Annotated in this window: 12 protein-coding genes; 6 read left to right on the forward strand and 6 right to left on the reverse strand. The window is 64.7% G+C overall.

Annotated features, from left to right (window positions below; all coding sequences use genetic code 11):
* Positions 1 to 161: 161 nt before the first annotated feature.
* The 6 genes from M1D32_RS13810 to M1D32_RS13835 form a co-directional block, all read right to left on the reverse strand.
* Positions 162 to 1,271, reverse strand: coding sequence for a BMP family lipoprotein (locus tag M1D32_RS13810; protein WP_458779212.1), 1,110 nt, complete (start codon positions 1,269 to 1,271; stop codon positions 162 to 164).
* Between the two features lie 249 nt (positions 1,272 to 1,520).
* Positions 1,521 to 2,549, reverse strand: coding sequence for an NADP-dependent oxidoreductase (locus tag M1D32_RS13815; RefSeq protein WP_458779213.1), 1,029 nt, complete (start codon positions 2,547 to 2,549; stop codon positions 1,521 to 1,523).
* A complete protein-coding gene (locus tag M1D32_RS13820; RefSeq protein WP_458779214.1) occupies positions 2,546 to 2,974 on the reverse strand; it encodes an organic hydroperoxide resistance protein in 429 nt (142 codons plus the stop codon). The genes M1D32_RS13815 and M1D32_RS13820 overlap by 4 nt, the downstream gene beginning before the upstream one ends.
* A 50-nt stretch (positions 2,975 to 3,024) precedes the next feature.
* Positions 3,025 to 3,459, reverse strand: coding sequence for a MarR family winged helix-turn-helix transcriptional regulator (locus tag M1D32_RS13825; protein WP_458779215.1), 435 nt, complete (start codon positions 3,457 to 3,459; stop codon positions 3,025 to 3,027).
* Between the two features lie 108 nt (positions 3,460 to 3,567).
* Entirely contained in the window at positions 3,568 to 4,767 is a 1,200-nt protein-coding gene (locus M1D32_RS13830; protein WP_458779216.1) for an amidohydrolase, read from the reverse strand.
* Between the two features lie 74 nt (positions 4,768 to 4,841).
* Positions 4,842 to 5,975, reverse strand: coding sequence for a mannose-1-phosphate guanylyltransferase (locus tag M1D32_RS13835; RefSeq protein WP_458779217.1), 1,134 nt, complete (start codon positions 5,973 to 5,975; stop codon positions 4,842 to 4,844).
* Between the two features lie 312 nt (positions 5,976 to 6,287).
* Between M1D32_RS13835 and sdhC the strand changes: the two genes are divergently transcribed.
* The 6 genes from sdhC to M1D32_RS13865 all read left to right on the forward strand — a co-directional run bounded on the left by sdhC (position 6,288) and on the right by M1D32_RS13865 (position 13,135).
* On the forward strand, positions 6,288 to 6,623 hold the full coding sequence (sdhC, locus tag M1D32_RS13840; RefSeq protein ID WP_043794536.1) for a succinate dehydrogenase, cytochrome b556 subunit: 336 nt from the start codon (positions 6,288 to 6,290) through the stop codon (positions 6,621 to 6,623).
* A gap of 3 nt (positions 6,624 to 6,626) precedes the next feature.
* On the forward strand, positions 6,627 to 7,088 hold the full coding sequence (locus M1D32_RS13845) for a succinate dehydrogenase hydrophobic membrane anchor subunit (RefSeq protein WP_050055919.1): 462 nt from the start codon (positions 6,627 to 6,629) through the stop codon (positions 7,086 to 7,088).
* A 108-nt stretch (positions 7,089 to 7,196) separates the two neighbouring features.
* A complete protein-coding gene (gene sdhA / locus M1D32_RS13850; RefSeq protein WP_458779218.1) occupies positions 7,197 to 8,996 on the forward strand; it encodes a succinate dehydrogenase flavoprotein subunit in 1,800 nt (599 codons plus the stop codon).
* 1 nt (position 8,997) lies between these two features.
* Positions 8,998 to 9,780 (forward strand): succinate dehydrogenase iron-sulfur subunit, encoded by a 783-nt coding sequence (locus M1D32_RS13855; protein WP_458779219.1) that lies wholly within the window; start codon positions 8,998 to 9,000, stop codon positions 9,778 to 9,780.
* Positions 9,781 to 9,934: 154 nt separating this feature from the next.
* Complete coding sequence (locus tag M1D32_RS13860) at positions 9,935 to 10,711, forward strand: alpha/beta hydrolase family protein (protein ID WP_458779220.1); 777 nt, start codon at positions 9,935 to 9,937, stop codon at positions 10,709 to 10,711.
* A 153-nt stretch (positions 10,712 to 10,864) separates the two neighbouring features.
* A complete protein-coding gene (locus tag M1D32_RS13865) occupies positions 10,865 to 13,135 on the forward strand; it encodes a hypothetical protein (protein WP_458779221.1) in 2,271 nt (756 codons plus the stop codon).
* The last annotated feature ends 6 nt before the right edge of the window (positions 13,136 to 13,141 follow it).

Raw genomic sequence — 13,141 nt, forward strand, 5'->3', positions numbered from 1 at the left:
AGCGTCCAGTGATCGACCGGACGGGATATGTGGCTGCAGCACCAGCCTAGTGGGTGCAGTCGGAGGATGAGCGGGCGGTAGCCCGAAAGAAGAAGGCAACAGCAAAAAGCGCCACCACCCGGTCAGTCATTGACCAACCGGGGGTGGCGCTTCAAGCGGAATCAGGCCTTGGGGCTTGCCTTGGACTCAACCTTCAGCTTGCCGTCCACGATGTCCTTCTCGATCTGCTCCAGCTCGGACTTCAGCTCGGCGGGGACCTGGGAATCGAGGTCGTGGAAAGGGGCGAGCTGCACGCCGTCGTTGGCCAGGGTGCCGACGTACGGGGTGTTATCGAATTTGCCTTCCTTGTCCTCCTTGACCACCGTCTCCACCGCATCGCCCATCTGCTTGATGATCGAGGAAAGCATGATGTCTCGGTAGTCCGGGGCGGTCCGGTATCCGTCAGAGTCAACCCAGATCAGCTTGACATCCTTGCCGGCGGCCTTGGCATCCTTCAACGCCGCCCCCGCGCCCTTTCCAACCGGCCCCGCGACCGGCAGCACGATATCGGCGCCCTGATCCAGGAAGTTCTGGGTAACTTGCTTGCCGACGTCCTGCTTTTCGAAGTCACCGGTGAAGGTCCCGTCCTGGGTGTCCTTGTTCCAGCCCAGGAGTTGGACGTCCTTGCCCTTCTGCTCGTTGTAGTACTTCACGCCGTCGGCGAAGCCATCCATGAAGATGGTGACCGTGGGAATGTTCCTGCCACCGAAGGTTGCGACTTTACCGGTCTTGGTGGTGCCTGCCGCGAGGTAGCCGGCGAGGAAGGCAGCCTGCGCTGTGTCGTAGATAATCGGCTTGACGTTGGCGATCGGCGTGTCGTAGCCGAAGTCGATGATGGCGAAGTGGCTGTCCGGGTTGGCCGTTGCCTGCGCCTTGGTGGCGTCGCCCAGGAGGAAGCCAACGGTGACGGTGAGGTCGCAGCCTGCGGTGACCATGGCGCGCAGGTTGGGCTCGAAGTCGTTGTTGGTCTTGGACTCCACCTGGTTCACCTTGATGCCCAGGTCGGTTTCAGCCTTCTTCAGGCCCTCGTAGGAGGACTGGTTAAAGGACTGGTCGTCGAATCCGCCGGAGTCGGAAACGATGCAGCCGGTGTAGTCGGTGGCTCCGGCGGACGAGGTGCTTCCGGCTTCGGGGGCTGCGCCGCAGGCGGTCAACAGAAGGGCCGAAGCACTGACGGTAGCCAGGCCGGCCATTGAACCGCGCTTGAAGTGTGCACGCAGTGATGACTTCAATTTTCCTCCAGGATGAAGAGAGTGGTGCTACGGCTCGAATTCAATGAGTGTCCGTTTCTGCACTGAAATTCTGTTTTCACTGAGGACCGCAGCACTGCGCCTGAGCGCACTGATGGCACCTACTTTAGTGGCCTGCGACACGTCCCAATAGCACAGCAGGACCCATCTCAGGAGATTGTTGACAAGTTGTTACCAATCAGTAGGGGGTGCCGCTTCCTGGTGCGGCACCCCTCCTTGTCCCGGCTGCTGTTACTCGGGCCGGAGGCGGACCAGCATCTTGCCGGTGTTGGCCCCGTCCAGCAGATCCATAAAGGCCTGCGGTGCGTTCTCGAGCCCATCAACAATGGTCTCGTCGTAGCGGACGGTGCCGTCGGCCAGCCAGCCAGCCATTGCGGCGGCGAACTCGGCCGCGTGCTGCCGCTGGCCGCCCACCAGGAAGCCCCTGAGTGTGAGCTGTTTGCCAATGGCCAGCATCAGGTTGTGCGGTGCGGGCGTCGGCTCTGTTGAGTTGTACTGGGCGATGGCTCCGCACATGGCCACCCGGCCTCCGACGTTCAGGGTGGCCAGGGCTGCTTCGAGGTGCTCGCCGCCCACATTGTCGAAATAGACGTCGATGCCACCCGGACCGGCAGCCTTCTTCAGCTGCTCGCGCACGGGACCGTCGTGGTAATCGAACGCGGCGTCAAAGCCGAGCTCCAGGAGCCGGGCCACCTTCGCCGGTGAACCGGCCGAACCGATCACCCGGGAGGCGCCCATGGCCTTGGCAATCTGGCCCACGAGGGAACCCACGGCACCTGCAGCGCCGGAGACGAAGACGGCGTCGCCGGGCACGAACTCAGCCACCTTAAGCAGTCCGGCGTATGCCGTCAGGCCGGTCATGCCCAGCGCACCCAGGAAAGCTGAAGCGGGGGCGAGGTCGGTCCGCGCAGGCGTCGCTGCGGCCGCGTCCACCACCGAGTATTCCCGCCATCCGAGGGAATGCACAACGACGTCCCCCTCCTTGTGCGTTGCAGACCGGGACGCGATCACCTCCCCCACCGCACCGCCGTCGAGCGTTTCGTCCAGGGCAAACGGGGCCGAGTACGACTTCACGTCGTTCATCCGTCCACGCATGTAGGGGTCGACGGACATGTAAAGGTTCCGGACCAGGATCTGGCCGTCGCCAAGTTCCGGCAGCAGGGATTCGGCGAGCCGGAAATTTTTCGGCGACGGCCGTCCCACCGGGCGGGAAGCAAGCTGGATTTCGCGGGTGGTGGCGGGAAGGGTTCCGAGGCTCATGCGGCGAACTCCATGATTTTGATGTCCACCGTGATGTTTCCGCGCGTCGCGTTGGAGTACGGGCAGATTTCATGGGCCTTGGTGACCAGCGCCTCGGCGGTGGCCAGGTCCAGTGCGGGCAGCGCTATTTCCAGTTCTGCGGCAAGCCCGAAACCTGAATTGTCCAACTGGCCAAGGTGGACCTTGGCCGCCACGGCCGAGTCCGTCAGGTCCGCACGTTCCTTGCGGCCCACCAGGCGGAGCGCAGAGTGGAAGCAGGCCGCGTAGCCGGCGGCAAAGAGCTGCTCCGGGTTGGTTCCCTGGCCGTTGCCACCCAGCTCCACCGGGCTGGACAGGGTGACGTCCAGCTTGCCGTCATTGGTCCGCGCATTGCCGTCGCGCCCTTCACCTGAGGCAAGCGCTTCGGCAGTGTAGAGGGGTTTCATGGGGGTGTATCCGTCCTGTAGGTGGATTGAAAAATTGCGGACTGATGCCGTCAGCGGGCGTTGTGCAGGGCGGCCGTAAGCCGCCCCAGGGTGTTGTGCAGCTGGTCGAGCTCCGCGGCGGTAAGCCCTGCAGCCTCGGCCAGCCGTTTCGGCAGGGCGCCGGCCTTGCTGCTCAGTTCCCTTCCGGCACCCGTCAAGTGGATGGCTACGCGGCGCTCGTCCTCACCGGAGCGGCGGCGCTCCACCAGGCCAAGGGACTCCAGGCGCTTCAGCAGGGGTGACAGCGTGCCGGAATCAAGGCCGAGCTCCTCGCCAAGTTCCTTCACCCCGCGCGGCTCGTCCTCCCAGAGCACCAGCATCACCAGGTACTGGGGGTAGGTCAGTCCCAGTTCTTCAAGGACAGGCCGGTAGACGGCAGTGGCGGCGCGGGAAGCAGAGTAGAGGGCAAAGCACACTTGGCGGTTTAGCCGTGGAGCATCAGTCATATCAACACCCTACGTCGCAATTCAATTGTGCACAACTTACTTGCTACCGCGCGCACTCATGTTGCCGCTCGGGCCGGTGAAGTACGACGGCGCCCCGCGCCTTGGGGACTAGAGGTCGCGGATGGTGCGCAGCGCCGCAGCTGTGAGGACCCGGATGCCAAGGCCCAAGGCCCGTTCGTCCAGGATGTAGTCGCCGCGGTGGAGGTCGTATTCCTCGCCGCCGGGGGTTTTGGTGCCAAGCCGCATCATGGCGCCCGGCAGTTCGGCGAGGAACCAGGCGAAGTCTTCCCCGCCCATGGACTGCGGGGTCAGCACCACGGCGCTTTCGCCGATTTCAGCCCGGGCAGATGCTTCGATGATGGCTGTTTCGTGCTCGGAGTTAACCACGGGCGGTACTCCCCTGGTGTGCTCGAGGCGGACATCAACACCGTACGGGGCAGCCACCTGGTGGACCACCTCATCGAGCAGTTCACCGGCGGCGTGCCATGCCTCGCGGTCCAGGCAGCGCATGGTTCCGGCCATGTATCCGGTCCCGGGGATGGCGTTGGGGGCGGAGCCGGCCGAAATCTGGCCCCACACTACTGAAACTCCGCTGCGGACGTCCACGCGGCGGGACAGGACAGCGGGAACATTGACGGCGATTTGCGCCAGGGCGAACACGAGGTCCTCGGTCAGGTGCGGGCGGGACGTGTGGCCGCCCCGGCCGGAGAGCTCGATCCGAATGGTGTCCGAGGCCGAGGTGATGGCGCCGATGCGCGTGCCGATCTTGCCTACTTCGATGCGCGGATCACAGTGCAGGGCCAGGATCCGGGGAACCCCGTCCAGTACACCCTGTTCAATGCAGGAGTGCGCGCCCCCCGGCATGGTTTCCTCGGCGGGCTGGAAGATGATGCGGACGGTGGCCCCGAGCGGTTCCTCCTGGTGCATCCGGTGCAGCACCAGGGCGATCCCCAGCATGGTGGTGGTGTGCACGTCGTGGCCGCATGCGTGGGTGACACCGTGGTTCTTGGAGGCAAAGGGCAAACCCGTTTCCTCGATGATGGGCAGGGCATCGATGTCGCCGCGAAGGGCAGTGGCGATGGGCCCCTCCCCAACGTCAACGGTGAGCCCGGTGCCATCAAGCCGGCGCGGGCGCAGGCCTGCAGCTTCGAGCCTGTCAGCCAGCTTGTCCGTGGTGCGGAATTCCTTGAAGGACAGTTCCGGGTGCGCATGGAGGTCCCGGCGGAAATCGATCAGTTCCGGCAGGAGCGGCTCAAGCCAGGGAGCCACCAGGGCGGTGGGCTCGGCTTCCGTAGTGTAATTGCGCACTGCTTCACTCTAGCGAGGGTCGCTGGAATCCGGGCCATCGCGGTCCCCGCGTTACTTCCCGGGACCGCGCCGCCTCAGAGTACGTCAGTATCCCCGCTGGCCTTCAATGCGTCCACCGCTGCCTTGACGCGCTGCGAGTTGGCCATGGTGGTCACCAGCAGCGCATCGGGGGTGTCCACGATGACAACATCCTGGATTCCAATCAGTGCGATGACGCGCTTGGTGTCGGTGACCACCACACCGCTGGAGTTCTCGGTGAAGACGCGCGCGCCCTCCCCCAGCACGGTGACGTCGTCCACTTCCTTGGCACTGTTGAGCCGGCCCACGGAAGCAAAGTCACCGACGTCGTCCCAGCGGAAGGAGCCAGGCACGACGGCGACGTCCCCGGCTTCGGCGGCGGGTTCGGCCACGGCATAGTCGATGGCAATCTTGGGCAGCGTGGGCCACACCCGCGCTGTCACGTCATCGCGGGCGGGGGTGTCCCAGGCACGGGCGATTTCCTGCAGGCCCTGGAACAGTTCGGGCTGGTTGGCCTCAAGGTGCTTGAGCAGCAGTGCGACCGGCGCCACGAACATGCCCGCGTTCCAGACGTAGTTGCCGCTGTCCACGTACTGCTGGGCCACTTCCTCGTTCGGCTTTTCCACGAACTCCACCACATCCTGTGCGCTGGGAGCGCCCTCGATGTGCAGGTCCTGCCCGGAACGGATGTAACCGAATCCGGTGGACGGGTGGGTGGGCTTGATGCCGATGGTCACGATCTTGCCGGCGGCAGCCGTGTGGATCGCCTCCCGGACTGCTTTCTGGAAAAGCCGGTCGGGGCTGATCACCTGGTCGGCGGCAAAGGAGCCCATGATGGTGTCCGGATCGCGCTCGTGCAGGATGGCGGCGGCAAGGCCGATGGCCGCGGCGGAATCCTTGGGCTCGGACTCCAGGACCAGGTCCGAATCCTGCAGTTCCGGAAGCTGCCGGCATACCGCTTCCCGGTGGGCCTTGCCCGTAACCACCAGTACGCGGCTTCCGGCAAGCGGGTGCAGCCGGTCGTAGGTGGCGCGCAACAAGGTGCTGCCCGAACCGGTGAGATCGTGCAGGAACTTGGGAGCTGCGGCTCGCGACAGGGGCCAGAGGCGGGTCCCCACTCCGCCTGCCGGGATCACCGCGATAAAGCGGTCAAGGGGTGAAGCCGGGCTTGTCACTTTGTCTGTACTCATCACGGCCTACTTTAGCCGACGGGCCACAACGGCCCCTTCGGGCGCCAGCTGCGTGACACAGTGCAGCAGTTGCGCAGGCGCCGACTGTGGTGTTTATCTCATTAATCGTCAGAATCCTTGCCACTGCTGGGCACCAAGGAGTTCCTAAATTGAATAAGCTGTTAGCGGAGCCTAGATTTAGGCCCTGAGCTACGAGTGCTCTCGCAGCAGGCGTTCCCCCCGCGTGGATCTCATGCCAGCGCCGCTGTGTTGCAGGGAGGTTTATCAGTGCCGACAAAACCAGCTGGCACCTTGTACCGCGGCCGTGAAGGCATGTGGTCCTGGGTAGGACACCGTATTACCGGTGTAGTGATCTTTTTCTTCTTGTTGGTCCACGTCCTGGACACCTCCCTGGTACGGGTGTCCCCGGAGGCCTACACCGCGGTGATCGGTGCCTACAAGAACCCCCTGATGGCCCTGGGTGAGACGGGCCTTGTCGCCGCCATCGTTTTCCACGCCTTCAACGGCCTGCGCATCATCGCGGTGGACTTCTGGAAGAAGGGCGCCAAGTACCAGCGCCAGATGCTCTGGGCAGTCCTGGGCCTCTGGGTGGTCACCATGGTCGCCTTCTCCATCCGCCACCTGTCCCTCGCGCTCGGAGGTCACTAAGCCATGTCAGCAACGATTGAGAGCCCGCGCAGCGGGCGCATTGCCCCCCAGTACCGCCGCACCGGCGGAAGCCGGGGCAACTTCGAGATGATCGCCTGGCTGTTCATGCGGCTCTCCGGCGTGGTGCTGGTGGTCCTCATCTTCGGCCACCTTTTTGTGAACCTCCTGGTGGGCGAAGGCATCCACGCCATCGATTTCGGTTTCGTGGCAGGCAAGTGGGCCGACCCGTTCTGGCAGTTCTGGGACCTCACCATGCTGTGGCTGGCCATGCTGCACGGGACCAACGGCGTACGCACCATCATCAACGACTACGCCGAAAAGGATTCCACCCGCCGCTGGCTGAAGACGGTCCTCTACTCGGCCACCGTCGTCATCATCGTCCTGGGCACCCTGGTGATCTTCACCTTCGATCCGTGCCCCGTCGTTGACGGCGTTCCCCTGCCTGGCGGATTCTGCCCTGCCTAGCACCGGCATCATCCCGGGCCCGCGGGTACAACCGCGGGCCTTGTTTTGCCGGGCGGGCAACGCCCGCCCGTTGTTTTATTGCGAATTTTGAGAGAAAGAGCGTCTGGTATGCAGGTCCATAAGTACGACGTCGTCATCGTCGGTGCCGGTGGCGCTGGCATGCGCGCCGCGATCGAGTCCGGTCAACGCGCCCGCACAGCAGTACTGACCAAGCTCTACCCCACCCGCTCGCACACCGGTGCGGCGCAGGGTGGCATGTGTGCAGCCCTTGCCAACGTCGAGGAAGACAACTGGGAGTGGCACACGTTCGACACCGTCAAGGGCGGCGACTACCTGGTGGACCAGGACGCGGCAGAGGTCATGGCCAAAGAAGCCATCGACGCCGTGCTGGACCTGGAGAAGATGGGCCTGCCGTTCAACCGCACGCCGGAAGGACGGATCGACCAGCGCCGGTTCGGCGGCCACACCCGCGACCACGGCAAGGCCCCCGTTCGCCGCGCATGCTACGCCGCCGACCGCACCGGCCACATGATCCTGCAGACCCTGTACCAAAACTGCGTCAAGCACAACGTGGAGTTCTACAACGAGTACTACGTTCTGGACCTGCTGACGGTCGAAGAGGACGCAGTCCGCGAGGACGGCACGCCGTACAAACAGAAGCGCGTGGCCGGCGTGGTCTCCTACGACCTCGCATCGGGCGAGCTGCACGTGTTCCAGGCCAAGTCCGTGGTGTTCGCTTCCGGCGGGGCCGGCAAGGTCTTCAAGACCACCTCCAACGCCCACACCCTCACCGGTGACGGCATGGGGATCGCGTTCCGCCGCGGCATCCCCCTGGAGGACATGGAGTTCTTCCAGTTCCACCCGACCGGCCTCGCCGGCCTGGGCATCCTCTTGTCCGAGGCCGCCCGTGGCGAAGGCGCCATCCTCCGCAACTCGGAAGGTGAGCGCTTCATGGAGCGCTACGCCCCCACCATCAAGGACCTGGCGCCCCGCGACATCGTGGCCCGCTCCATGGCCAACGAGGTCCGTGAGGGCCGCGGTTGCGGCCCAAACAAGGACTACGTCCTCCTGGATCTCACCCACCTGGAGCCTGCGCACATCGATGCCAAGCTGCCGGACATCACCGAGTTTGCCCGCACCTACCTCGGCGTTGAGCCCTACACGGAGCCCGTCCCGGTGTTCCCGACGGCGCACTACGCCATGGGCGGCATCCCCACCAACATCACCACTGAGGTCCTGCAGGACAACGACACCGTGGTCCCCGGCCTGTACGCAGCCGGCGAAGTTGCGTGCGTCTCCGTCCACGGTTCCAACCGATTGGGCACCAACTCGCTGCTTGACATCAACGTGTTCGGCAAGCGGGCCGGCATCGCAGCTGCTGAGTACGCCAAGACGGCTGACTTCGTGGATCTGCCGGAGAACCCCATCGCGTACACCACCGAACTGCTGGATATCGCCCGCAACGGTACCGGTGATGAAAAGGTGGCCGTGATCCGTAAGGAACTCCAGGACACCATGGACGCCAACATGCAGGTTTTCCGCACCGCGGAGACCCTGAACCAAGTGTTGCGCGATATCGCATCCTTCGAGGAGCGCTACAAGCGCATCAACGTCCAGGACAAGGGCAAGCGCTTCAACCTTGACCTGCTTGAGGCCGTTGAGCTGGGCTTCCTGCTGGAACTGGCCAAGGTAATGACCGTGGCAGCCCTGCACCGTGAGGAGTCCCGCGGCGGACACTTCCGCGAGGACTTCCCGGAACGCAACGACGACAAATTCATGAAGCACTCCATGGCGTACAAGGACGACCACGCCCCGGCTGACGGATCGGCGGAAGCAATCGCCGGCATCCGCCTGGCCACCAAGCCTGTCGTCTTTACCCGCTACGAGCCGATGGTGAGGAAGTACTAAGATGACCGCTGAAACCGCTGAGCCAGCCTCAAAGATTGAACTGCCTGCCGGCGTCGGCGGTGGCGGAGAAATCCCCACGTTCGATGTGCACATGCGTGTCCGCCGGTACAACCCGGAGGTCTCCGAGGAGGCCACCTGGGACGATTTCCACCTGACCATGTACGGCACGGACCGCGTCCTGGATGCCCTGCACAAGGTCAAGTGGGAAACGGACGGCAGCCTGTCCTTCCGCCGCTCCTGCGCCCACGGCGTGTGCGGCTCCGACGCCATGCGCATCAACGGCCGCAACCGCCTCGCCTGCAAGACGCTCCTGAAGGACCTGGACACCTCCAAGCCCATCACCGTCGAGCCCATCAAGGGTTTGCCGGTGGAGAAGGACCTCATTGTGGACATGGAGCCGTTCTTCCAGTCCTACCGTGAGGTGATGCCGTTCCTCATCAACAAGGGCCACGAGCCCACCCGGGAACGTCTTCAGTCCGCCGAGGACCGTGAGCGCTTCGACGACACCACCAAGTGCATCCTGTGCGCCGCCTGCACGTCGTCCTGCCCGGTGTTCTGGACGGACGGCCAGTACTTCGGTCCGGCAGCAATCGTCAACGCGCACCGTTTCATCTTTGATTCACGTGACGATGCAGGTGACATGCGCCTGGAGATCCTCAACGACAAGGAAGGCGTGTGGCGCTGCCGCACCACCTTCAACTGTTCGGAAGCATGCCCCCGCGGCATCCAGGTGACCCAGGCCATCCAAGAGGTCAAGCAGGCCATTCTTTCCCGCAAGATCTGACCTGGGATTTAGACGACGACGGCGCTGTCCCCCACGCAAGGGGGGACAGCGCCGTCGTCGTTTCTCCCCACCCGCCCCCTGGCCTCGCAAGCTCGGCCAGGGAACCCGGCGGGCGTGGGCCCACAGTCATTCGTACCAAACGAAAGGGGACGCCGTGTCCCGCTCCGAAAAAGTTTCCTTCGCAGGCTCCACCGGCGAAATGCTCTCCGGCATCATCGACGTCCCGGAGGGCCCGATAAAGGGTTGGGGCGTCTTCTCCCATGGGTTCACGCTCGGCAAAGACGCACCCTCCGCCTCGCGGATGTGCAAGGCGCTGGCGGACAGCGGCGTGGGCATGCTCCGGTTCGACAACCTGGGCCTGGGCGGCTCCGCCGGCGAATGGTCCGCGGGATCCTTCAGCCATAAGGTGGCGGACACGGTGAAAGCGGCGGAGTTTATGCGCAGCCAGGGCAAGCAGATTTCGCTGCTGGTGGGCCATTCCTTCGGCGGCGCCGCGGTGCTGGCTGCAGCGCGAGAGATCCCCGAGCTCGACGCCGTCGCTACCGTTGGCGCGCCCTTCTCGCCCAAGCACGTGGCGCATGTCTTCGACGCTGCCCTGGACAAGATCCTGAGCGAAGGCAGCGCGGAGGTGGATCTCGGCGGAAAGCGGGTGGAGATCCGCAAGCATTTTGTGGAGGACCTGGAGAACGCAGACCTGACGGACTGCATCAAGCAGCTGCACAAGCCGCTTATGGTGCTTCACTCCCCCACGGACAACACCGTGGGAATCGAGAATGCCAGCACCATCTTCCAGACGGCCCGGCATCCGCGGAACTTCGTGTCCCTCGAAGGCAGCGACCACCTCCTGACGGGAAAGGGCCAGGCGGCGCGGGCGGCCCGGATCATTGCTGCCTGGGCCGACCAGTACCTCGATGCCGCGAACCCTTCCTGACCTCCGGGACCTTCCTGACGCCGCTGGCGCAGTAGTGTCCCCGGGCAGGCTGGCCCGTACTGTCGTTGGGTTGACAGAGGCGTGATGCCCTACAAGGATTGAAGCGTCCAGAAAACGCTTTCTCACGTCGCTGCCTCCAGGAGGGCGTGCACTGTGCACAGCCAAACCACCACCAGCCCGGAGTTCCCCTCCCCCGACGCCGCTACCGGCGGCCCCATCAACAGGGAAGAACTGGTGCGGCGCCACAATGTCCACCAGCGGAGCGTCGACCCAAGAAGTCCCGTGTCTGTGGGCAACGGGGAGTTTGCCTTCACCATGGATCTCACTGGACTTCAAACACTGCCGGACGCCTACCCGGTTGGCCCGAGGGACGAATTGCCGCCCGGAACACTTCTTGGCACCCAGGCCCAGTGGGGTTGGCACGCAACTCCCCCGGCCGGTCAGTATGACGTGGCCGACTCCGCGGTCCTCTATGACTCGCCGCATGGACCTGTCCCCTACGTGGACATGGCGGGGGACATCGTCAACGACCACGAAACCGGTACTTCCCTTGCGGAAACCTGGCTGCGGGCGAACCCGCACCGCCTGGACCTGGGACGCATCGGCCTCCTGCTGGTAGAGGCCGGAGCAGCCCGCGCGGTCACCGAAGCTGACATCACCGACACCGGGCAAACACTCGACCTGTGGACGGGAGTGGTCACCAGCCGCTTTAGACTTGCCGGTCATCCGGTCACAGTCACCACCGCCTGCCACCCGGACCGGGACGAGCTCGGCCTTCGTGTGCAGTCGCCCGCTCTCGGCGAGGGTTTGGTAATTGGCATCGATTTCCCCTACGGCTCGGAGGCGTGGCACGATGCCGCCGACTGGCAGAGCCCGGACGCCCACACCACCAGCCTTGGCGAGCCGGCAGGCTCCAAAAACTATGCCGGATCGACCAGCTGGACCGTCCACCGCGAGCTGGACGACTCCCGCTACCAGGTGGTGATCACGGGGCGGCTGCTCACTGTGGAACAGACCGGGCAGCACCACCTCCGGATTGCGCCCGAAAAGGGCCTCCGGAACACTTCCGGCGCCGTTGACTTCAGTCTGGCTTTCGTCCCGGCAGGGGACGGCGATTGCCTTCCGCGAGGTGACAAAGAGGTGACCCTGCCGGCAGCAAAGCCAGGCAATGGCGCAGGCCGGGCCGCCGTCGGCCTTTCACCTAGCAACAGCCTTGAGGCTGGCAGCAGCGTGGCCGCCGCCTCGGAGGCGTATTGGCCCCGGTTCTGGAACTCGGGCGGAGCAATCGAGCTCAATGCGACGGATGATCCGCGAGCCAAGGAACTGGAGCGCCGGATCGTTCTCTCGCAGTACTTGACCGCAGTCAACTGTTCGGGCTCCATGCCGCCGCAGGAGACGGGCCTCGTGTGCAATTCGTGGCGCGGCCGCTTCCACCTCGAAATGCACTGGTGGCACGCCGCACACTTTGCGCTCTGGAACCGTGCAGGCCTCCTGCTGCCATCGCTGCGGTGGTACTCCACGGTGCTGGAGACGTCGCGGCAGACCGCGGGGACGCAGGGTTTCGACGGCGTGCGCTGGCCCAAGCAGGTGGGCCCGGACGGCAGGGAAAGCCCCAGTCCCATCGGAACCTTCCTGATCTGGCAGCAGCCCCACCCCATCTACCTGGCCGAACTCGTGTACCGCTCCAATCCCAGCCGGGAGGTGCTTGAGGAGTTCGCGGAGATCGTCTTCGAGTCAGCCGCGTTCATGGCCAGCTTCGCCCATCCCACCGCCCGCGGATTTGAGCTGGGTCCACCCTTGATTCCAGCCCAGGAGAGCTATGAAACCATCAGGGCCTCCGTCACGAACCCCACCTTCGAGTTGGCGTATTGGCAGTGGGCACTTCGGACGGCAGCCCTGTGGCGGGAACGGTTGGGGCTCGAGCCCGTCCGAGCCTGGCGGAGGGTGGCCGATGGCCTGGTCAAGCCACGCGTGACCGGTGGTGTTTACGCGGCCATCGACGTGGAACCGTTCACCATCAGGAAGGACCACCCCTCGATGCTCTGCGCCCTGGGCGTCGTGCCCCAGACAGACCTGATCGACGAGGACGTCATGCGGGCAACACTCGCCGATGTCCTTGCCGACTGGGACTGGGACAGTACCTGGGGCTGGGACTACCCTGTTATGGCAATGACCGCCGCCCGCCTCGAGGACCCGGAGGCTGCTGTCAACGCCCTCTTGCTCGCCGCCGGGAAGAACACGGTGCTGCCCAACGGGCACAACCGCCAAACAGACTCCCTGCCGCTCTATCTGCCCGGTAACGGCGGGCTGCTCGCCGCCGCCGCACTGATGGCGGCGGGGTGGGACAACGGACCGGACCGGAACGCCCCGGGCTTCCCATCCGACTGGACCGTGAGGTGGGAAGGACTGGTGGCGGCACCATAGCCCCGG

Source organism: Arthrobacter sp. D3-16, assembly GCF_054408515.1.

Excerpts from the sequence above, each read along its gene's own strand:
- M1D32_RS13815 (WP_458779213.1), bottom strand. The coding sequence starts at position 2,549 with ATGAGCCTCGGAACCCTTCCCGCCACCACCCGCGAAATCCAGCTTGCT.
- M1D32_RS13820 (WP_458779214.1), bottom strand. The coding sequence starts at position 2,974 with ATGAAACCCCTCTACACTGCCGAAGCGCTTGCCTCAGGTGAAGGGCGC.
- M1D32_RS13825 (WP_458779215.1), bottom strand. The coding sequence starts at position 3,459 with ATGACTGATGCTCCACGGCTAAACCGCCAAGTGTGCTTTGCCCTCTAC.
- M1D32_RS13835 (WP_458779217.1), bottom strand. The coding sequence starts at position 5,975 with ATGAGTACAGACAAAGTGACAAGCCCGGCTTCACCCCTTGACCGCTTT.
- sdhC (WP_043794536.1), top strand. The coding sequence starts at position 6,288 with ATGTGGTCCTGGGTAGGACACCGTATTACCGGTGTAGTGATCTTTTTC.
- M1D32_RS13845 (WP_050055919.1), top strand. The coding sequence starts at position 6,627 with ATGTCAGCAACGATTGAGAGCCCGCGCAGCGGGCGCATTGCCCCCCAG.
- sdhA (WP_458779218.1), top strand. The coding sequence starts at position 7,197 with ATGCAGGTCCATAAGTACGACGTCGTCATCGTCGGTGCCGGTGGCGCT.
- M1D32_RS13855 (WP_458779219.1), top strand. The coding sequence starts at position 8,998 with ATGACCGCTGAAACCGCTGAGCCAGCCTCAAAGATTGAACTGCCTGCC.